This is a genomic window from Tunturibacter psychrotolerans (assembly GCF_040359615.1).
Taxonomy (GTDB): Bacteria; Acidobacteriota; Terriglobia; order Terriglobales; family Acidobacteriaceae; genus Edaphobacter; species Edaphobacter psychrotolerans.
Genome location: NZ_CP132942.1, coordinates 5,264,798 through 5,285,086, shown reverse-complemented (window position 1 = coordinate 5,285,086; position 20,289 = coordinate 5,264,798). Strand labels below are relative to the sequence as shown.

17 protein-coding genes are annotated in these 20,289 nt (G+C 53.9%); 6 read left to right on the top strand and 11 right to left on the bottom strand.

Annotated elements, in window-relative coordinates; genetic code table 11:
- Positions 1-16: 16 nt before the first annotated feature.
- The 9 genes from RBB77_RS22140 to RBB77_RS22100 form a co-directional block, all read right to left on the bottom strand.
- Positions 17-490, bottom strand: coding sequence for a nuclear transport factor 2 family protein (locus RBB77_RS22140; RefSeq protein WP_353063871.1), 474 nt, complete (start codon positions 488-490; stop codon positions 17-19).
- A gap of 371 nt (positions 491-861) precedes the next feature.
- A complete protein-coding gene (locus tag RBB77_RS22135; RefSeq protein ID WP_353063870.1) occupies positions 862-2,085 on the bottom strand; it encodes a Gfo/Idh/MocA family protein in 1,224 nt (407 codons plus the stop codon).
- A gap of 19 nt (positions 2,086-2,104) precedes the next feature.
- Positions 2,105-3,145: an FAD:protein FMN transferase gene (locus tag RBB77_RS22130; protein WP_353063869.1), complete on the bottom strand. Its 1,041-nt coding sequence runs from the start codon at positions 3,143-3,145 to the stop codon at positions 2,105-2,107.
- 82 nt (positions 3,146-3,227) lie between these two features.
- Positions 3,228-4,106, bottom strand: a complete 879-nt coding sequence (locus tag RBB77_RS22125; protein ID WP_353063868.1) for a zf-HC2 domain-containing protein — start codon at positions 4,104-4,106, stop codon at positions 3,228-3,230.
- Positions 4,103-4,666: a sigma-70 family RNA polymerase sigma factor gene (locus RBB77_RS22120; RefSeq protein WP_353063867.1), complete on the bottom strand. Its 564-nt coding sequence runs from the start codon at positions 4,664-4,666 to the stop codon at positions 4,103-4,105. The genes RBB77_RS22125 and RBB77_RS22120 overlap by 4 nt, the downstream gene beginning before the upstream one ends.
- 130 nt (positions 4,667-4,796) lie before the next feature.
- A complete protein-coding gene (locus RBB77_RS22115) occupies positions 4,797-5,378 on the bottom strand; it encodes a hypothetical protein (RefSeq protein ID WP_353063866.1) in 582 nt (193 codons plus the stop codon).
- A 565-nt stretch (positions 5,379-5,943) separates the two neighbouring features.
- On the bottom strand, positions 5,944-6,237 hold the full coding sequence (locus RBB77_RS22110) for a DUF1330 domain-containing protein (RefSeq protein WP_353063865.1): 294 nt from the start codon (positions 6,235-6,237) through the stop codon (positions 5,944-5,946).
- Positions 6,238-6,500: 263 nt separating this feature from the next.
- Complete coding sequence (locus tag RBB77_RS22105; protein ID WP_353063864.1) at positions 6,501-7,088, bottom strand: ferritin-like domain-containing protein; 588 nt, start codon at positions 7,086-7,088, stop codon at positions 6,501-6,503.
- 156 nt (positions 7,089-7,244) lie between these two features.
- Positions 7,245-7,445: a hypothetical protein gene (locus RBB77_RS22100; RefSeq protein ID WP_353063863.1), complete on the bottom strand. Its 201-nt coding sequence runs from the start codon at positions 7,443-7,445 to the stop codon at positions 7,245-7,247.
- A gap of 554 nt (positions 7,446-7,999) precedes the next feature.
- Between RBB77_RS22100 and RBB77_RS22095 the strand changes: the two genes are divergently transcribed.
- Positions 8,000-9,115: a PP2C family protein-serine/threonine phosphatase gene (locus tag RBB77_RS22095; protein WP_353063862.1), complete on the top strand. Its 1,116-nt coding sequence runs from the start codon at positions 8,000-8,002 to the stop codon at positions 9,113-9,115.
- Between the two features lie 954 nt (positions 9,116-10,069).
- Here the strand turns inward: RBB77_RS22095 and RBB77_RS22090 are convergent.
- Both RBB77_RS22090 and RBB77_RS22085 read right to left on the bottom strand, forming a co-directional pair.
- Positions 10,070-11,272: an aminotransferase class V-fold PLP-dependent enzyme gene (locus tag RBB77_RS22090; RefSeq protein ID WP_353063861.1), complete on the bottom strand. Its 1,203-nt coding sequence runs from the start codon at positions 11,270-11,272 to the stop codon at positions 10,070-10,072.
- A complete protein-coding gene (locus tag RBB77_RS22085) occupies positions 11,269-12,123 on the bottom strand; it encodes a tryptophan 2,3-dioxygenase (protein WP_353063860.1) in 855 nt (284 codons plus the stop codon). The genes RBB77_RS22090 and RBB77_RS22085 overlap by 4 nt, the downstream gene beginning before the upstream one ends.
- A gap of 360 nt (positions 12,124-12,483) precedes the next feature.
- On the opposite strand from RBB77_RS22085, the gene RBB77_RS22080 reads away from it, so the two are divergent.
- The 5 genes from RBB77_RS22080 to RBB77_RS22060 all read left to right on the top strand — a co-directional run bounded on the left by RBB77_RS22080 (position 12,484) and on the right by RBB77_RS22060 (position 18,705).
- Positions 12,484-13,542, top strand: a complete 1,059-nt coding sequence (locus tag RBB77_RS22080; protein ID WP_353063859.1) for a hypothetical protein — start codon at positions 12,484-12,486, stop codon at positions 13,540-13,542.
- A gap of 258 nt (positions 13,543-13,800) precedes the next feature.
- Entirely contained in the window at positions 13,801-15,738 is a 1,938-nt protein-coding gene (locus tag RBB77_RS22075) for a glycosyltransferase 87 family protein (protein ID WP_353063858.1), read from the top strand.
- A gap of 376 nt (positions 15,739-16,114) precedes the next feature.
- Positions 16,115-17,047, top strand: a complete 933-nt coding sequence (locus RBB77_RS22070) for a hypothetical protein (protein WP_353063857.1) — start codon at positions 16,115-16,117, stop codon at positions 17,045-17,047.
- Positions 17,044-17,346 (top strand): cytochrome c, encoded by a 303-nt coding sequence (locus RBB77_RS22065; RefSeq protein ID WP_353063856.1) that lies wholly within the window; start codon positions 17,044-17,046, stop codon positions 17,344-17,346. Before RBB77_RS22070 ends, RBB77_RS22065 begins: the two co-directional genes overlap by 4 nt.
- A 39-nt stretch (positions 17,347-17,385) precedes the next feature.
- Positions 17,386-18,705, top strand: a complete 1,320-nt coding sequence (locus RBB77_RS22060) for a putative sugar O-methyltransferase (RefSeq protein WP_353063855.1) — start codon at positions 17,386-17,388, stop codon at positions 18,703-18,705.
- The last annotated feature ends 1,584 nt before the right edge of the window (positions 18,706-20,289 follow it).

Below are 20,289 nucleotides of genomic sequence, written 5' to 3'. Positions count from 1 at the left end.
GTCAGGCGTTCTCTAGCTACTTACACTCCACGCGATTATCGTGCGAGGCGATGATCTGCCATATACCGCCGCGCTTTAGCCACGTGTCAGTCCAAACTTGGCACACCTTTACGTTCGGCTGGGACTTGTCTTTGCCGACAGCATGTTCGCTGCCGTAGACAACGGCAAGACTGTCTCCGAAGAAACGCACTTTAGCCTCATCAAGTCCGCACTCATGAGCGGTGCGTGCGCCTTTCTCGTCCTTCAGTTCATCAGCTTTTGTGAAGCGCGCACCGCTCGTTGAAGTGCCTTGGAAGTCGTCGGCAAGCAGACCAGCGACGACACCGTTATCAACACATACACCCTCAGCCCACTTGCGCTCCATCTCAACGATGTATTTCGCGGTTTTATCATCCGCCGAAGACCAGTGACTTTGCTGTGGGTACGCCGGAACAAGCAACAACGTCGCCGCGATTGCGACCGCGAAGACTCGTAAATGCATTTCTCGCATTGCGGAATCCTACACTACGCTCCGATGGGGACGCACTATAACTGCGCGTTCGGTTATTTTCGGTTAGGTGGTCAGCTATACGGAGAGCCCGGGCTAAACCGGCATGGAGGGGAGGGAAGAGCCCTACAGGAAAGTAAGTAGCGTATCCATCCTGGCCTCGAGTCCTGCGGGCGACAGTTCAAATAGATAGGATTTCCCAGGAGCAATAGAGCTCCTTCCGCTGATCTGATATTTACTCGAAGTTGAGCGCCTGACGGTGAAACGAGCCCTCGAAGGGACGCCAAACCGTACACTCGAATCCTCCGCTAATGCCGGCGCAACGACCGCATTGATGGGCGACTCCTTGACTTTCAACGGCATCCGCAGACTTTTTAAATCGGCGCCGGAACATCGAGTTCTCGTCTGGCACTCAGCGATTGATTCGCCGTGATAACCGATAATGCCGAGCGCATTCCGACATGAGCGTCAGCAACGGGCTTTTGACCTGTACGGATGCATTCGATGAAGGCTCGGCAGGCGGTGGTCGTTGGATCTTCGGTGACGGGAATGTCGAGACGTTTGCCAGCACCACGGTACGGCATCTCGCCCGCCGGACGATAAGAAGCCCCGGCAGTTATGGCCTTCACCTTCTCGCCAGGCTTTGACGGGAGTTGGCTCGCGCGTTTCGGCTCGTAAAAAAACTCCGCGTCTTCGAGCGTGAGATTCAGGCTGCCCTTGGTGCCGTAGATCCAAAGCTGATTACCCACCTCGGCATTGTCAGTCAGGGAACTGAAGACGAAGCGTCGGCCCTTGGAGTAGCTGAGGACTGCCTGAACGTTATCGTCATTCTCGCGGCCATCGTGGTAGACGGCGATGCTGCCGGTGGCATACGCAGCTTGCGCTGATTCACCGAACACCCAGTTTGCAATGTCTATGTGGTGCGAACCCAGCTCGGCCAACAACCCGAGGGAATACTCGTTGTAGAGGCGCCAGTTGATAAGGCGTTCGAGAGATGGATCAGGCACGGGCCGGCGCCAATCGCTATTACGGTGCCAGTAACCATAGATATGTGTCACATCGCCGATTTCTCCACGCTGTACGTAGTCGATGGCGGAACGAATCCAGGGCGCGTACCGATACTGATGACCCACCTGAAAGATCTGCTTGCCGGCGTCAACTTTTTTTACAACGTCATTTACTTCGGCCACGGTGAAGGCCATCGTCTTCTCGCCGTACACGTGGCGTCCACTTTGCAGCGCCGCGATCACGTGTTCCGCATGAAAGCTGAGCGGAGTAGCGACGACGATAGCGTCAAGGTCTTTGCGGTCAACCAGAGCGCGGTAGTCGGAGTGCGACGCAACGGTATATCCGCATAGTTGGTTGAGCTCTTGAAAGCGCGGCGGGTATACATCCGCTGCCGCGACGATGGTCACTCCCGGTACGCGTAGAAAATTGCGAATCAGCTCTTTGCCTCGACTTCCCGGTCCGATTATTCCGAGGCGAACGGGTGCAGGGGTAGCTGGATCGGCAACCTCCATCGCTGCGATGGAAGTCATCGACTTTGCTGCGAGTGTTGCCGCGGATAGACCTTGAACAAAAAGGCGTCGGTTCATCATCGTGTAAGTACTCTCTTTTCTATCTTGCTTCGTGCAATGGTTTTGGCCAGTGGATAGGCCGATAGCGCGGACTGTCAGGTGTGCCTGATACGATCACGGCCTCCGTCTGCGGGCAGGATTGCAGCAGACGCGCTGACGCGTCCGGATCCATGACGAACGTCGCCGTGGATAGGGCGTCGCTGTCCGTGGCGGAAGGTGCGATAACCGTGGTCTGTAGCATGTTCTCTACCGGATGCATCGTGTGTGGATCAAGGATATGGCAGTAACGATGGCCGTCCTTGATGAAGAATTTTTCCGTACAGGCGGACGTGGACAGCGAAGTATCCGCAAGGAGAATTGTGCTGAGTGTGCTTCCTGCATGCGCAGGATCGGCAATGTTTACCGGCCAACCCTGCGATCCAGGAGGAGCGCTGATCGCGTAAATGGTACTGCTTCCCGCCGAAATCAGCGCGGCGGATACATGTTGCTGACGTAACAGCGCGACCACGCGATCAACTGCGTAGCCTTTGCCGATGCCACCGGGATCGAGCTCCATCGAAGAGTGATTGATGAAAGAGACAGTGCGGGTCGACGCATCGAGATGGATGTTGCTCCAGCCCGTCTGCTTTTTCAGAGCGAGCAGCTCCTCTTCCGGCGGGATGCGTCCGTGATTGAAGAAGAACCCCCATGCGCGCATCAGAGGCCCGACGGTGATGTCAAAGGCTCCATTGGAACGACTGCTCCAGGAGAGTGCAGTCTGCACAAAGTCGAAGGTTTCGGGATCGGTAGTGACCGGATGTGTACCGGCTTCACGGCTGATACGTGAAAGCTCGCTCGTCGGCTGATAGTTGCTGAGGAGCGCTTCAATACGATCAACCTCCTCGAAGGAGATTTGCATCCACCGGTCTGCCGTCTCCTGATTCGGAGCATACAGATCGATGGTGAACTCCGATCCCATCGCGCGGTGAACGTCACGGAAAAGCACAAGGGGTCCCTGTTGCGAAAGCGCAGGGCCTGTGCCTGGAAGAGTCAACGCTACGAGCAGCGCAGCGTCGCGTAGTATCTGGATCAATCGGGGCATCTAGAAACAGAATATCCCTGGAACCTGTCAAAACGCATCTAGAGGAGATGAAGCGAACCTCGAAAGTCCGATCACACCAAAATCATTGTTCGCCAAACTCACCTTTGTCAGCCATGTTCTGATGGCAAACAAGGCAGGACCGGCTCGCAGAAGTATGCAGCGATGAGACCAGAGCATACGTGAGGCCATGAGTGGTCCAGGTAATCACATTGAACCCCGCCTTCGTGTGGTAATGGAAGGTTAGCCCACGTGAGATGATCTCCTCCCCACCATATGCCTCGGCGGACTTGCTCGAAGCAATTAGCAGGCTAATCTTGTCGTTCTTCATCGCAAACGTGACCAGGGCTGCGTAACTGCTCCCATAGTTCACCAGCCTTGCTCCAACCTGTCGATAAGCAGGTTGGTCATTCGGCGACAATTGAGATGTCGGCAGTCGGAAGTCGAAGGGGACCTTACCTGCGAACCACGCCGTTACCTCTTCTGGAGATTCCGACTTAATTTCGAGCGGAAGTCTGCCATCAAGATAGTTACGGTGCGTGGTCAACGCGGAATCCACATAGGAGGCAGCACGCGCATGGCGAGCAATAGTTGGAACGAATGCCATCCCCAACACAAACACGAAAGCAATCGTCGCCACCGCTCTCCACGGGAACGCCGTGAATTCGCTGGCCCCCATGGAATGCTTCAGAAGCCGCAACACGCGCCCGCGAAGACGGTCCGGCGTATGCTCGGACGCGGAGATTTGTTGAGTCGCCATGACACGAGCACGCAACTCCTCCGACGCTCTGTAGAGGGGCCGCGAACGATGCAGAAGATCCGCAAGTGCCTGCTCTTCTTCAAGCTGACTTTTACAGTCCGCGCAGTCGGCAAGATGAGCGCGAAAGTCTTCTAGTTCCTGATTTCTTAATTCGTTGTCGAGATAGAGTGAGACGTTATGGGTATGTTCATCGCCAGCGTTCATTCCATGACCTCCTTCTTGGCGAAATCGGAGGTCTTAAAGGCAGTCGAAAGCAACTTCCGCAGCTTAGTGCGCGCCCTTGCGAGGCGCGACATTACCGTTCCTGCTGGACAGTCCAAAATCGTTGCAATCTCTTGATAGGAAAGCTCCTCGAACTCGCGCAACAGGATGACCTCGCGAAAATCCGCTGGCAGTCGTTGAATTGCTTCGCGCACTTGCTCATGCTCCATCTTACTTACGTAGAACGCATAAGGATCTTTTGCAGTCCCTGCAATATCCGTAGCGCTCTCCTCTCCATCCATTGCAACAACTTTTGCGGCGCGCCTTTGCCGTAACTGATTGAACCAAATGTTCCGCAAGATGGTAAATAACCAGCCCTTTACGTTGCTGCCAGTGCGCAGACTTCCTATCGCCCGTATGGCGCGAACATAAGTCTCTTGCACCAGGTCCTCTGCCTCACTCCGATTACGAGTGAGTACAAGCGCATAGCTGAACAGCCCATCGATATGTTCGATACCAGCAGCAGCCTCTACAACAGGTGAGCCCTCGGGGGTCAAAGACATATTTCACTACCTCTACAAAACCGGACTTGAGAGAATATTCCCGAAAAAATGAATTCTCGGGCACACACAGGACCACCCTGTGTGGAGCGCTCCTCGTCTCCGGTGCCGCAAAAGCCAAAAAGCCAACATTCTAAGAGCGATACGGTAATAAGGACGCTACCGATATAAGGCGCAGATTCTCCATGATTTGCGTCAAGCTTTCCGCGATCGCCCATTCGCGCGCGTCTCTTGTCCCCGACGCGCCGGAGTTCGGTCCGGAAAGTTTTTCCTGAATACCGTGTTTCCACTCGTCAATGTCGCGCAAAACGGCCTCGGCGTACTCAACCTTCTGTTTCATAAATGCCACAATGCAGAGTCGCAACAGGCGGTTTGCGCGCTCACCCAACTGTGCTAACTCTCGCGAGTTTCGACGTATACCTCCGCGTAGGAGCGCGACGGTATGCGAAGAAATCTCATTTGCCTGCTGACATGTGGATGACAGGGCCGCAGAGATTGTCCGCGCGGATTCGACAAAGTCCAGCTGTGAATCGTCGAGTTCTCCTTCGCACAACTCGTGGCTCGCCGCGATGATCGTCTGACCAAGGTACTCCAGCTTCTTTCTTCCACTGGAAGATTGCAATGCAAATTCAACGAGGCCCAAAGCATAGCCTTTCGTAGCATAGTCAACGGCGTGTAACGAGAGGCGGAGCATCTCGATCAGATCCAGGCGCAATCTACAGATGGATCTCTCAGCAGCCAACAACGAGACCGGAGATACCGGGCAGGTCTGGCCGGAGAAGCCGGTTAAGAGACATGATATCTCATATATTGTAGACTGTGAAGAATCCTGAGATTCCTCTCCTCGAGAATCTAGTGGCGGAAAATGATCGTCAGATACTCCGAAACGTCCGACGACCATTTCTGAACTCAGATAGGGAGTCAAAGTAGTACCTCAATCCAAATGATTTGCGGCGCGACGAACTTGTATGTGCCGTCTTTGCGCTCGTTAAGATAGAAACACCCCTACCGTTTGTTTATTCCCGGTTACAGAGAGGGCTTCTATCCCTCAGAGATGTCCTAATCCCCACTAACACCTGGCGCACCCTGATCACATTTGAATTCGAGAAGGGAACCACCTCTCGACAACTCCACAGTTTCAGAGCCCTCCACCTTCGCACTGATGACCACCCGATTCGCCACCGGCACCATAGGCGCGGCTCTGACACGTCTCCAGCGAGGCGGCCGGCCCATCCCCACCACGAAACGATAATGCCTCGAGTGCGCGTTCGCTGAAGGGTCTACACTCCTTCAACAATCCGAAAGTCCCTCTCCACACTCGACCCAAGCGCAACCAGAGCCTTCTTATAATCCGCGCTCTCGTGCGCCGCCAGCGCCTGCTCGTAGCTATCGAATTCAACTACGACCGTTGGCTGCTTCAACCCGGCCTCAAGAGCCGTAACCGCGTTCCCAGGGCCCACCAGCAGACGCCCCCCAAACTGTCCCAACGCCGCTGAAGCCAACGCCACATAGCTTTTCATCGTCGCCTCGTCACCAATCGTCCTGTACGCAACCACCCAATAACCCTTCTTCATATCGTTCCCTCTCTCGAACGGTTTCATCCGCTGAGATTGGATGCGGCTTCTGGCGCGCGGAGACCACGTAATCGGTAAAGAGGTAGTGAAATCGTTTCTGTCCCTGTTCTGTCGGCTGGTGTTTGCCCGCATTCATACGACCGAAACCCTGAAAGGGGATGGGATGAGACGATGCCTGCAGAACGCCACGCTCAGCCCAGCTCGGCTTTCTCGGCGCCGTCTCATCCACCACCACCCAAAGTCATGTTCCCTCAGCCGTGGACCTACGAAGCTTTCTTCCGCAAACCCGGAGCAGCCGCCTTTTCATCTTCGCGGCTCTTCTGCGCCGACGTCTTCTCTTTCGCGGACATAGCCTTCTTCTTATGCTCCGGTTCTTGCGAACTTTCCAAAAGAATCGGCTGTGCAGCTTCGGTGATCTTCGCCGCCGCCGCCAGCTCTTCATTCAAATTCTCCGTCAGCAGGTCGATCACATCCTGCATCCCGAGCGTCTTTGCCATCGCAATCGTCGCCTGATACCCCGCGATCTCGTAGTGTTCCGTCCTCAACGCCGCACCGATCAAACCGCAATCGAATGACGCTCCCTCCTCATCCTTCTCCAGGGCATCCTTTCCTTCTTCAACGATGCCCTCCATTCCATTGCAGTGCTCGCCGGTCGGCTTTTCGCCCAAATGCCCGAAGACTTCTTTCAACCGCTCCACCTGACCCTTGGTCTCTTCTAAATGCTTCGTGAAAAGTTCCTTCAACTTCGCGTCCTTTGCGCCCTTGGCAAGCTTGGGCAGCGCCTTCACTAACTGATTTTCCGCGCTGTACATATCGCGCAACTCATCCAGCAAAACGTCATTAAGTGGCATGTCAATCTCCTGTGTTGATCTATAGATTCCCGGCATTCGCGCCACGTGCGAATCACCCTATGAGAGACATAGTTCCATTTCAAAGTTGGCCATCTCACAAGGTTTATTAAGTAAGTAGGGGGCTACGGCACGACCGCGGCCCCCTCTGGCTATTAGCTATTTCTTAGCCGACGATGCTGACTTCGTGTGAGCATCTGTTGACTTGCCATGCGCCGCCGTGGACGACTCATGTGCCTTCTGAGAGTGTTTGTGAGCCTCATCATGGTTGCCCATGTCGTGCTTTTCGGCTGCGTTGAGGTGGTGTCCTGCTGCTTCGTTATGATGCCGTGCGGCATCCATATGTGCTTGCTTTGCCATTGTTCACTGCCTTTTCTGGGAACCGAATCACCCAACCAATACGATGGCGCCGCATCTCGCCGCGTTATCCATTCACTTCGGCACGCAGCTACGACACACCCAGATTTGTTCATCCATTCAACAAAAGGCGTCTGGCCTTCGATCAGTCATAGGCCTCAGTTCACCCAAACGGCGCTAACACTTCAACCCAATGCCCACCATCCACCCAGGCCGATTCACCGCCCATACCGACGGTCCTTTCGTTGTTTTTCTCATAGGCCTTCGCACCAACCGTCTCCTGGCTGTCAAAAGTGGCTTCCGATGCCGCCACACCGTGCCAACGTTATGCCGCCGTCGATTTTGATCGAAGGCGCCGAAGCTGACCAAAATCTCATCCGCGCCGAAGGCGTGCGGCGGAGACTTGCCGCTAGCTCCGTTTTGCGGGAATTGCCTTAACGCGCCCTCCATCTGATCTGATATGGTTCGTGCCAATGGCAGAGAAGGAGTGGTACCGGCGAACTTCGGAGTGGTACCGGCGAGCCTCGACCCGATGGATACACTTTCGATCGGTGCCGATGAAGCGCCTATGGGTGTTGATCGCGGCGGATTTCCTCTTGTTTTCGGCGGTCGGCTTCTACGTCGATCTCATCTACAGGGGCGTGTTGCCGTATGTCGTCGCGCTTACCATCGCGCTCTGCGCCGGGCTGAACGCTGCATTGTGGATCATCGTGCTATCGCGGCTGTCGATGCCGTTTCTAGTCGGCCTGCTTGTGCTGCAGTTCTTCACTACGAGGATCAACACCCACCTCGCAAACTGGATGATAAGCAGCCTCGGTCTGAAGCTAGTGCCTTCGGAATCGGGAATCCATTTCGCCGCAACCGCGATGATGTCGGTGATCATTCTCTCCTACGTTTTTTTTGTTGTGTATATCCGGCGCGAAGGCAATGAGTCGTTCCGCTTGCGCAATGAACTCGAGCTGGCGCATGGAATCCAAAAGACGCTGGTGCCGCCGTTGGAGCTGCGAACGTCGCGCTTTGAGATTTACGGCGTCTCGCATCCCAGTGAAAAAGTGGGTGGAGATCTGGTCGATGCGATTTTCCTTCCAAACGGTGATGCTATTGCCTATGTTGCCGACATCGCTGGACATGGGCTCCCCGCCGGCATTCTGATGGGAATGCTGAAGACAGCGACTCGCACGGCCCTGCTGGATGCGGAGGGAAGCGAGCCGCATCGGACTCTGCCGGTATTGCTGGATCGACTGAACAGGGTGCTCCCGGAGGTGAAAGAGCCGCACATGTATGCGACGTTCACCGGCTTCCGGCTGGGAGCGGACGGCAGCGTGTTCTATGCGCTGGCGGCGAGCCCACCGATTCTGCAGTGGCATGCGAGCGAGCGGACCTTGTCCCACACGGAAGAGAGCCAGTTTCCTCTCGGGCTGCTGCCGGTTTCCAGCTTTGACGGACAGAGGCTCGAAGTCGCGTCGGGCGATCTGCTCGTGGTTGCAACGGACGGGATTCTGGAAGTGTGCAACAAACCCCCAGAAGAATTTGGCGTGGAACGACTGAAGCAAGTCATCGCGGCTAACGCCGAGAACCCTTTACCCGAGCTGGCGGCAACGATTCTTGCGGCGGCGCGCGGGTTTGGACCCCAGTTAGACGATCAAACAATCCTGATCGTGCGTTGTTTGTGATTTGGGAATGAACAAATCGTCATCAACGATTCAGGTCTTCATCGGCTTTCTTGGCAGCCTAATTGAAAGATTGGGTTGTCCCAACTCCGGAGGCCCCAAGATGGCGCTCAACCTCTCTCGCTGAGCGCTGTACCTTCCTAAAAGTCGTCTTTTCGGCAAGTTTGAGCGACCGGCCTGCTGGGGCGAAGTTTCCGACGGTGAGGTATTTTGCCGCCCCCTTGGATCGGGTGCAGTTTCAAGATCTCTTCGCTTCCGGTGGCCGGATTGGCTTACAACGGGTAGCTCGCTTCGTCCGAAATGTGTGGCGGGACAATTGTGAAATGTAACGTCGCGAGTGTCGGGCATAACGTTGCATTGGCTGGCGGCATCTCAGTGCAGCCAGCGCCAATCCCTTTGACCAAAAATAATCAGAAAAATGTTCGCCAAAATTTGGCGTATGAGTTATGTCGAGTTCGCTACAATCAAATAAGAGATCAGAATCAAGGGCTGCCAATGGCGAAAGCTGCGGCAGCCCTCCACATTTAACCCGTCCACAACGAACCACGATCACACCATGAAAGGACCACATCACACCGCGTCGCCCTCAACCACAAGAGCCGGCGCCAAGCTGGCTCTAACTGATTCAAAACAAGTATTTTAGGCGTAAGTCCCATGGATGCAATATTTTAGCGGCACTCCTTGTCTCTAACCTCTTGCATTCAAAAGACTTCCCCGCAAAATATCCCCAGGGGGGGAGGGGGTACCTGAACCAACCCCCGTTTAAGAGATATGCCGGTTCTCAGTTAGGATTTGAAGGTGGTCAAGGAGAATTGTTGAGATGAGTTCGTCAAGTGAATCGTCCTGGTTGGATAGCTGGTGGCCGCTGCTGGTGATCCTCTTCGGAGTAATCTTCGTCACAGTGCTGGTGACGTTCAACCCGATGAACTAAGAACGGGTACGGCGCAAGCCGTACTCCTAACTCACCGTGAGAATTGACGCCAAAGTGGCCGCCACTTCACGTAAAGCACTATCAGGCGTCAGATAATCGGGTGAGAGCCTAAGCCATCGGCCGCGCGCGTCTGTCGTGATGCCGCGGCGTTCGAGCGCTTTAGAAAGTGACACTGCTTCAGGGTTTTCTATCGTCAAAAACCCTCCGTGTCCTTCGTCTGCGCCCTCCGCTTCAACGCCAGAGTCTGAGAGATATCGTTTCAAGCGGCTGAGGCGATCCAGGTTGTACTCCCTGATTCGGTCGACGCCCAGCTGGAGAGCGAGCTGCTGGCCCGCGCGAGCCTGGAAGTACGTCAAAACGGGAGGAGTTGATTCGAGGAATGCGCTTCCGCCATCCGCGAAGCGTGGCGGATCAGGCCGTTCGTAGAGAAAGGGATGGTCTTTAGCGAACCACCCGATATCGATTGGCTTTAGACCGCTAGAGAGAGCATCCGGAGAGACATACAGGAAAGCCGCCCCAGGGCCTCCACGGAGGTATTTGTAGCTCCCGCCGATCATAAAATCGGCATTCATGGAGGTAACGTCGACCGGAAAGACTCCGACAGAATGGTAAGCATCGACGAATAGACGAGCGCCGGCCTGATGGCACTGTTCTGCGAGAAGATCAAGATGGGGCACCACCCGCCCAGTCATAAACATCACCTGAGAGATGACCACGAGATCCGCTCCCTCCTGAATCTTCGCCATCAAATTCGAGAGGTCGATACTGCCATCTGAAGTTTCGCAGGACACAAACTGAGCGCTTATTCTGCCTACTGCCGCATACTGCTTCAAAATTACATCGATCGAGTCGAACTCTGCTGTGGTGGAGACGACACGAGGCACGTCCGGAAGAGCATTGAGAACAGCGCGCAGTCCTTGTCCCGCCGAGGTTTTCGGCACAATGCAATCGAACCTGGAAGCCCCAATGAGCTGCGCAAGACGCGAACGATGCCCTTGCTCCTCTTCGAGCCACTGGTCCCAGGCATCTCCGAGCCTGGTCTGCCAGAGCCGAAAGCCTTCGCAAAGATCATCCTCCGTCCGGTCGAGCGGCCGGCCCAAGGAGTGGTTTGCCAGATAAATACCCGGCGCGGAGAGCGTTTTGGAGAAGAGTGGGAAAACGTGAAGGCGCAGATCGTCTTCTGTGAGAACACCGGGTCCAACGAATGCGGCAGCGCGCACGAGACTCATTCTCGCGGTGCCTCGGTTCGCGAAGCCAGGAGTTCGGGGAAGAAGGTAAGCTCAAGAGCCTGACGTAGGAAGCCGACACCCGATGAGCCGCCCGTACCCTGACGAAAACCAATGATGCGCTCAACCGTTTTGAGATGACGAAAACGCCAGAGTTGGAAGTATTCTTCTACGTCCACCAGCTTTTCACACATCTCATACGCCTCCCAGTGTTCTTTAGGGTTGCGATAAATATCACGAAATACTGCCACGAGGGCTTCATTCCTAACATGTGGCGCCGACCAATTTCGTTCGCGACATTCGTCCGGAATACGATAGCCACGCCGAGAAAGATAACGCAAGAACTCGTCGTAGAGGCTGGGAGATTCAAGTGTGCGATTGAGATCCTCGTAGATCACCGCATCGTGTGCGAACACCTTTATGGTATCTAGGTTCTTATTGCCGAGCAGAAATTCCAGTTTGCGATACTGGTATGACTGAAATCCCGAGGCACTTCCAAGAACGGAGCGAAACTCCATGTATTCGGACGGTGTAAGCGTTTCCAATACGGCCCATTGTTCGAATAATTGCATCTGGATGAGCTTTACTCGCGACAAAATCTTAAGGCAGGGAGGGAGCCTGTCGTGGCGCATATGGTCGATCGCGGCGGAAAGCTCGTGAATAACGAGTTTCATCCATAGTTCAGAAACTTGGTGCTGGACGATAAACAGCATTTCATCATGATGGGGAGGCTGCGATAGCGGACGCTGTTGCGCAAGCAGGCCATTAAGAGAGAGGTAGCCAGAGTAGCTGAGTTTCTCGGAAAAGTCGCTCACAATGCCTGGCTCGACGGCGCGTTGATTGATGTCTTTCATTTTCACCTACCTAGAATACTAGTCCAGGGGCAGCGGCTGATTTGATTCAGACTGAGTCTAAAGATATTCCGTTGACGCGAGGGTGGGCCCCACAAATCCGGTTGCGCTTCCTCAGCTCTTACGCGGATTTGTTGGGCGTGACAATCTAATGACAGACTTAAGACTACTCGGTGACACACCCTTCCATAGGCGCGGCGATAATTTAGATCGCGGAAACATGGTACCGATGGCGCTGCCATCGATGCCTTCGGCATCTTCTGTAGAAAGCACGCTTCCACGTCTCTACACACGGAATGCCATGTAATTAAGACAGCGTCGCTCATCGGGAATAATCGTATGTCGATAGTGCACAAAATCCGCATGGCGATCAAAAAGATCGCCTTCGGGAATACCTTACTTCCTCAGGAGTTTACGCTCGGACTGGAAGAGCCGCAGACAGAGATTGCCGTGTGGCTGCATGGAGCGGGTGCACCTCGCGACGTAACTCGTCGTCATTCTATGGTGTGTGCGTCTCCGCTAACTATCTGCGTAGGATTTGATGAGGGACAAAGACCAAACGAAAAAGACCTGGTCCGGCCCTCACTGCTGTTTTGTGAGCGAGCGGGACAGAAGCGAGTGCTAGGAGAGATCGGACTGAAGTCTCAGATGATCGTGACCGAAGCTGAATCAGAGTTCATCTTGTTCGAAGCTCGAAATTCAAAAAATTATTGTCTGCCAAGAGCGCGTCTCTGCGCTCATTATTTGCTTCACGCATATCGGCAGTGGAGGCGCGATAACACCAAAGGAATAAAGATGACTTTCCTCGAAAGGCGCGCAGGGATGGTGATCTTCATCTGTCCTCATCCCATCATGCTTGTGAGCGTAGGTAGCAGAGCCGACGGCAACATCTTTCCCATGAACATACTTGGCAATTTGGGTAACGGATATATGGGGTTTGCTTTGAGAGGCGAAAGGCTGGCGGGTGGACTCGTAGAACGGGCCGGTCGTATCGCATTGAGCAGCCTTCCAGTCTCTCAAGGTGCCTTGGCGTATCAACTCGCAAATAATCACACAAAGAAGTCAATTGACTGGAGCCAACTTCCATTCGCAACAAAGATGTCGCCCGCATTTAGTATTCCAGTCCCTGAATTTGCACCGCGAGTTATGGAGGTGGAAATCAAGTCCGTCCGTGCGATCGGCAGTCATAGGTTTTTTATAGCGCGAATTATTTGGGAAGATAAATTTTTCGATGGCCTTGAGTTCTGCTCTATTCACGGGTTTTATCAGTCATGGCGACTAGGCAAACTCAAAGGGGGAGACGAAGAGTTGCAGACTTCATTAGCAGGAGATGCGTTCAACAAGCGAGGGCGTAACCGATCACTCGCTGTTAGCCATGCTCCGATTGAAATGGTTCCCCTGGACGATAAGCTGAACCGGTGAATGCAAGGCTAAGGCGGTTGGCTCTAAAAGGAACATAAACGCCGAATCTTAAGATCTGTTGATGCGGAGAACGTCGATTTGGAATATTCATCAGCCTCCAAAGTTGAACATCCCCTTGAATCGCCTGCCCGATGGGTTCTCCATTGTGAGTGGATTTTGCTTGTGCTTTTCGCAGCCCAGATGGGAGTGCGTACTCTCCCGAAGGCATGGCATACTCTGAACACCGACTTTCCTAACTACTATCTGACAGCAAGTCTTGTGCATGAGAGATACGATATATCCCGCATCTACGATTGGGTGTGGTTTCAGCGTCAAAAAGACCACCGCGACATAGATCAGCGCATCGTCGGCATGAGCGCGCTCACGCCGTTCTCAACTCTTGTCATTTATCCACTCACCTCGCAGCCCGCATTAAAAGCAAAACACCAATGGCTAATCCTGAACGTCGGCCTTCTGGTAGCAACCCTATCAATTCTGCGAAGTTTGACCGGATTTCCTTGGCGGCGTCTAGCGCTCGTAGCTCTATTGAGTTTTCCGCTTCGAGCAAACTTGTTGTTCGGGCAATATTATGTTTTGTTACTGTTCTTATTGACGTTGGCATGCTGGCTCTATGTCTGTCGGACGCGTTTCTTCGCTGGAATAATAGTTGGACTTGCAACAGGCCTAAAAATTTTTCCAATTCTCTATTTGTTCTATTTTCTCAGGAAACGAGACCTTAAAGCCTTTGCGGGCGGAGTAGCAGGCGCTCTAACGAGCGGAGCTATTTCAATCTATGTTTTTGGTTGGGAGCTAAATCGCACTTATCTTCTTCAAGTGATGCCATCAGCACTACGCGGCGAGGCTTCGGATCCATACAACCTGCAGGCGGCCTCTCTCTCGTCACTTCTGCACAAGCTTTTTATCTATGAGCCGCAGCTAAACCAGCATCCAGCGATTAATGCTCCATGGATGTTTGCAGCGCTGCATCCCGCCCTGCAGATGGCATTGATGGCACCAGCCCTCCTCTTCGCGATACCGGATGACAGATCTCCACGCCGCATCCGTCTCGAGTGGGCAGCGATCTTACTAGTCAGTCTTGCGGTTTCGACGTCATCCACATCCTACCTCTTCACTCTTCTCATCTTGCCCGTTTCATTGCTATGGGCATCGCTTCAGGGCCATGGAAAAACCCGCCGGACTGCAATTCTTCTCTCTCTTTATGTAATAGCAGGATTTGCGGGAGGCGCAAATAATCGAGGAGAAGGGTGGTTCGCTCTGCTTGGCGTGCCAAGACTCTACGTAATCATCCTGCTATGCGTCTTTGCCTATGCGGCTTTGATCAGGCAAGAGCCAAACAGAAACGCAAAGCGTGGTCGTCTAGCGTGGTCAATGGTGCTCGGAACAATCTTGATATTCAGCATCGCATCCAATCTCCGCCACCAACATGGTCTCTATGCCGACTACCAATGGAGAATCCCTGTTCCAAAAGAAGTGTTTATGGCGGCTGATCCCACTGTAGAAGAGAATGCGGCGTTGTTCGTGACGATGCGGGACAACGGCTACCATGTCGCAGTCGAACGATTCGACGCCATTAGAGTTGGAAACACAGGAGATGACGATGAGCTCGGGATCGCCGCCGCGAATGGCGACCGATGGGTAGAACAAACTGGACACGAATCTAAAATCATCTCTTTGCCGAAGGGAAGAGCTATCATTCGTCAAGCTGAATCTCCAGTCGCATCTTTCGATGGTCGATGGCTCGCGTTCCTCCGCGAGGACCATGGTCGAGCGCGCATTTGGATACGCGCTTTGGATAGGTCGGACGTCGACAAGCCAATGACGCCGCCCGGACTCAATGTGCTCGAGATGTCGTTCTTGCCCGGAGGCGAGCTCATATTCTCAGCTGTGTCGAGCGGTCCGCCAGGCTTATTCGTCGCGGACCGAAACGGAGGGATACGATCCCTTGAAATGGGCGAGACGAGGTATCCTTCCATCTCTCCAAACGGGAGGTGGCTCACATATAGCCAGCTGCAAGGTGGAGCCTGGAATCTCTGGTTGCGCAATTTAGGCAGCGGAGAAACACGCAGGCTCACCAATGCAGCATGCAACAGCATCGAGCCCGCCTGGGCCGCGGACTCGCAGACTCTGATTTATGCGAGCGATTGCGGGAGAGCCCTCTCGTTTTCTGCGCTTTGTAGACGGCGAATCATTTACTGAAGGTTAAACAGGTGCCTTCAAAAATCGATGGATCGCAAGTGGTGTGGGGAGAGCATGGCCTCGTCTAATTTGATCCCCGCGCCACGCGGCTGCAGGATCCTCCAAGATCATGCTTGTCTTCCACAACATAGAAAGCCCACTGTGGAGCGGACTTTCCCGTCGAAGCCACGCTGACAAATAAGTGACAGGGTCCAGACCATCGGCTGACACACGTGCGAATGCGTCACGATAGTTTTGAAACAGGATGGGTACTTTGTTGACTTTGAGATATTGCACACTCCGACGACTAGCTTGTTGCGCGGTGTTGCTCTTTGCGGAATTGCTGTGGAACATGCCAGCCTTGGTGGCTCAGGATGTTCCTCTTCTATCAGGAGGCGTGGGCTTCTTGACAAATACGAATGCTGGTAGCACGTCTTATCAGACCATTGCCGTTCCAGTGCTCGAGGCTCCAATCGGTCAACACTTGCTGGTTGAGTCGCGCGCGAATATTCTCGAGACTTTTTCTCCACAGGGAAACGGTCAGGGGTATGACCATTCGACATTTCTGGGATTGTCGTATCTTCAGGCAGACTACATTGCCACGCCGCAAATAACTATCGTCGGAGGATACTTCCTCACTCCCTTTGGAACCTACAACGAACGACTTTCACCTATTTGGATCAGCAGCCTGGATGCTCCCTTGATCTTTAGTGTGGGCACCATGGGAAGCGGCAGTGGGACCGGAGGTATGCTGAGGGGTAACGCGTACTCAACGGATAAAGTTTCAATTAGCTATGCGGCCTACTTCTCAGCAGGTAGTGCCAATAAGGAGTTTCAGTCATCGCGCTCAACCGGCGGACAGGTATATGCCTACTTCCCGCAGGCAAGAGTGGAGGTTGGTGCATCCTATGGTCGGTCGCTCGAGGGGATCCAATCATCCAACGCCTTTGGAGCTCATCTCTGGTGGGAGCCGGCAAAGATTCCTCTGAAGGTCCGCTCCGAATATGCGCATGGAGCTCACTCCCAAGGCTATTGGATTGAGACCGACTATCGACTATCTCAGTTTCACGGTGTCGACAGCTTGATCGGGCGGCTCGAGCCGGTATTCCGGCTGCAGCAGACCTTTCGAAACAGTCCTGACCCATCAGATTTTCTGCCAGCCGCAGACACGCAGAGAACTGACTTTGGACTCAACTACCATCTACCGCACGAGGTGAGGATCAACGCAAACTACGCTCGCCAATTCTCTTCGACTGGAAACTTCAATATTTGGGAGACCGGGATTGTTTATCGCTTTCTCTTTCCGGCGTGGAAAGGCAAATCAAAATGAAAATTTTTGCACCTATCTCCCTCTGTGCTCTCTTGCTTTCTACAGCGCATGCATTTTCGCAGGCGAAAGAAGGCAGCGTCTTGCTCATGAACTCACAGCAGCAAGTCAAGCGCAACGCAGTCCATAACGCAACACAAAGAGACGGACAGCAGGTCTTCGAAGAGAACTGCTCACGCTGTCACAATGCTCCCCAGGGCTTTTCTCCTCGCATCTCCGGAACTGTAGTAAAACATATGCGAGTACGCGCAGGACTGAGTGACGAAGATGAAAAGGCCTTGCTGCGTTTCTTTAATCCGTAGACTTAAGGATTTTCATGAGCGCTTCTTGAAAAGGGTTCTATGGTAAAGCTCAAACATCTGCGCCATCCTTTTCGGACGGTGAGTACTGCAAAAAGCCTTTTCGCGGCACGCTGGAGCATGTGGAGATTTGCAGATCACGGCGCACGTCGCTTCAGGGGCGATCCTCGTTACGATCTACAAAATGTGACCGATGGATTCAGATCGCGCCTCGATAATTCGGGGGGTGACGATGAGTTACTGGAAAGAATATGCGCGGCGTACATAAGGGCCGTGGAACAGCAGCAGTTTGCGCCCAAGATATACAAAGCTTCGGAGTGGTGGCAGCAGGTACGGCAGGGAAGCTTGGGACCTGTAGCCCGGGCGCTGCTCACCAGAGATATTAGTACGCTCCGAAGGATGTACCGAAACTTCTTCCGTGACCCTTGCTCATCAGGTTTGCTGGGCGTGCCGTTCGGTATGTCGAAAGCCTATTTTGGAGGGACAATCAAAGATTTTCACCGGCGTTTTTATCTAAGTCATGTTTTATATAGATTTGATTACTGGAAAGCACAGACTCAAAACCGCTTTGTATTGCGCGATCTTGCCGGCCCTGGCATCGGCAATCCGTTTGGTGTGCTAATTGAGGAAACACATATAAACGTAGGTGCCGAGTACGCACACTATTGTGCTCATCGGATAGACAGCCTACTCGACTCGAAAATTGCCACTGTTGCGGAGATCGGAGGCGGATTTGGGGGAATGGCTTACTATCTGCTTCGCAATCGGCCTGAGGTTACCTACTTGGATTTCGATGTGCCAGAGAGTGTTGCACTGACCTCGTACTACCTCATAAAAGCGTTTCCGAAGCTGAAGTTTTTGCTGTATGGCGAGGGTCAGTTGACAGCCGACGCGATCTCTCAGTCCGATGTGGCACTACTACCTTTATTCGAGTTGGATGCTATGCCTACCGGCAGCGTCGATCTGACGTTCAGCTCTCATTCAATGTCGGACATATCGTCTGAAGCGATGGTCGAATATCTCAGGCAAATTGATAGCATGACCAGAGACTATTTTCTCTACATAGGTAAGGAACGTACCAATGACTCGATCTCAGACCTTTTTGATCAGGGAGGACACTCATTCGAGTTGTCGGAGGCACGAGCCTCTGGCTGGCACAGCCAAAAAGTGTCTGGTGCAGGCAGCGCATTGGGATCGCGTTCAACCATACTGGAGCAGGTCTACACGCGAACCGCTTTAGGCGTCGACTTCACAACAACCGCCTCAACAATGGAACGGAACTCTTTATTCTCGCGCATTTCGTCGAAACCCGGTTCCACCGCCGCCCAGGGAAGCTCAGCCTCTCTCTCTTCGAACGACTGACGAAGATATCTTTCTGCCCGCCCTTGATCGCCAATTGCAACTGCCAGCGAAGCTCTCCGAAAGTTGCTCAACTGCGTCTCGGGTGCGAAGAGGCGACGATCGTCAATCATTTTGACCGCGACCTCAATCTCACCGCATCGAGCGACAACCTCAGCGATTAGGCTCCGGAAAAAAGGCTGTCCCCCCACGTTTCGCTGTAATGTCTGCGCCAACTTTATGGCTTCTGTATGGCGCCCTAGTTGTACCTCGATGAGTGCTTGCAAGGCGGAGACCTCGAGCGGCAATGGTCCATACGATGACGGTCTGGCAAAGTGTTCGACTGCGTCTTCATAGAGACGGCTCACGTACAAAAATCTCGCGTAGGAGACTTTCTGGCGATACGAGAAAGGATCCAGTTGCTGCGCAATCTGAAGATAGGACCACGCCTCGTCGTACCTCCCTAGTACGGTCAAGAATGCCGAATATTGACGATAGGTTCCCTGGTGCGACCCCAGCGCGAGCGCTCGTTCGAACTCACCCTCCGCCTCTGTCCACTGCCAATCCATCGCCAGCGCGCAGGCATACGCGGTGTGCGCTTCGATCATCGACGGCTCTAGGGTCATAGCACGCTCGGCAGCCTTTTTCGCCCTCGCTACAAAGTTCGCGGAATCGGGTGCCCCCCGTTGCGCCATCCAGTAATAGCATTGGGCTATTCCACAGTAGGGACGGGCATACTCCGGGTCTGCGATTGCTATTGTCTCGAATCGTTTCAGCGCGCCCTCGACGTTCGCCACGCTACCTTCCTCGAGCAGCGCCTCAGCCGCCAGGATGGCGGGGTATCTCTTCAGATTCACAGGATTGGTCGCAGACGGAACGAGTCGCGTGATTGGGCAACGCGGAGCGACCCGACTTACCATGGCCGAAGCAATCTGTTCCTGCACACGAAACAGTCCTTCCGGCTCGGCTTCTGCCTCGAACTGTTGCGACCACATCTGGAAGCCATCCGCACCGACCATCCGCGCAGTCACTCGGATTCGGTTGCTCTCGAGACGGACTGTTCCTTCAAAGATGATCTGGACACCTAATTTCTCGACCAGAACCGGGATGTCAGCGGTCTGCGCACCGAGGTGCATCATGGAACTCGCTGCAATGACGCGGCATCCTTCGGCCCGCATCATTCGATGGACCAGCTCGTCCGTAATCCCCTGCGCGACCGCGGAAGCAAACTCGCTGACGGAGGGTGCTGCAAATGGAATCACCGCGATCGCCGTACCTGCGGGGCTGGCCTCGCTTCCCTCGTTGCTGTCTTCAGATGTCTTTTCCTCGCGCTCAAGCATTTCTCGCGAGCGAAAGACTGGGACATAGCTGCCGAGGCGAAAGTAGATAAAGACCGGGGCGTGCTTGCCTTCGCCCTCGTAGTATTCCTTGAGCTTGGCTCGCAAACGGCGTGCCTCAGAGCGGACAATGGAGTCTCGACTCGGATGATAGGGCGGTTTGCGATCGTAGACTTCAGTCCCAATCGCATACTCTTTCAACGCATCCTGATTTCCCTGTAGGACCTGCTCGACAGTGAAACGCAGAAAGCGTCCAAGTCGATCCGATTGG

Coding starts and splice junctions, on each gene's coding strand:
- RBB77_RS22120 (WP_353063867.1), bottom strand. CDS start 4,666: ATGTCTTTGACCCCCGAGGGCTCACCTGTTGTAGAGGCTGCTGCTGGT.
- RBB77_RS22080 (WP_353063859.1), top strand. CDS start 12,484: ATGGCGATCAAAAAGATCGCCTTCGGGAATACCTTACTTCCTCAGGAG.
- RBB77_RS22100 (WP_353063863.1), bottom strand. CDS start 7,445: ATGGCAAAGCAAGCACATATGGATGCCGCACGGCATCATAACGAAGCA.
- RBB77_RS22090 (WP_353063861.1), bottom strand. CDS start 11,272: ATGAGTCTCGTGCGCGCTGCCGCATTCGTTGGACCCGGTGTTCTCACA.
- RBB77_RS22060 (WP_353063855.1), top strand. CDS start 17,386: ATGGTAAAGCTCAAACATCTGCGCCATCCTTTTCGGACGGTGAGTACT.
- RBB77_RS22140 (WP_353063871.1), bottom strand. CDS start 490: ATGCGAGAAATGCATTTACGAGTCTTCGCGGTCGCAATCGCGGCGACG.
- RBB77_RS22065 (WP_353063856.1), top strand. CDS start 17,044: ATGAAAATTTTTGCACCTATCTCCCTCTGTGCTCTCTTGCTTTCTACA.
- RBB77_RS22135 (WP_353063870.1), bottom strand. CDS start 2,085: ATGATGAACCGACGCCTTTTTGTTCAAGGTCTATCCGCGGCAACACTC.
- RBB77_RS22130 (WP_353063869.1), bottom strand. CDS start 3,145: ATGCCCCGATTGATCCAGATACTACGCGACGCTGCGCTGCTCGTAGCG.
- RBB77_RS22095 (WP_353063862.1), top strand. CDS start 8,000: ATGAAGCGCCTATGGGTGTTGATCGCGGCGGATTTCCTCTTGTTTTCG.
- RBB77_RS22105 (WP_353063864.1), bottom strand. CDS start 7,088: ATGCCACTTAATGACGTTTTGCTGGATGAGTTGCGCGATATGTACAGC.
- RBB77_RS22125 (WP_353063868.1), bottom strand. CDS start 4,106: ATGAACGCTGGCGATGAACATACCCATAACGTCTCACTCTATCTCGAC.
- RBB77_RS22110 (WP_353063865.1), bottom strand. CDS start 6,237: ATGAAGAAGGGTTATTGGGTGGTTGCGTACAGGACGATTGGTGACGAG.
- RBB77_RS22085 (WP_353063860.1), bottom strand. CDS start 12,123: ATGAAAGACATCAATCAACGCGCCGTCGAGCCAGGCATTGTGAGCGAC.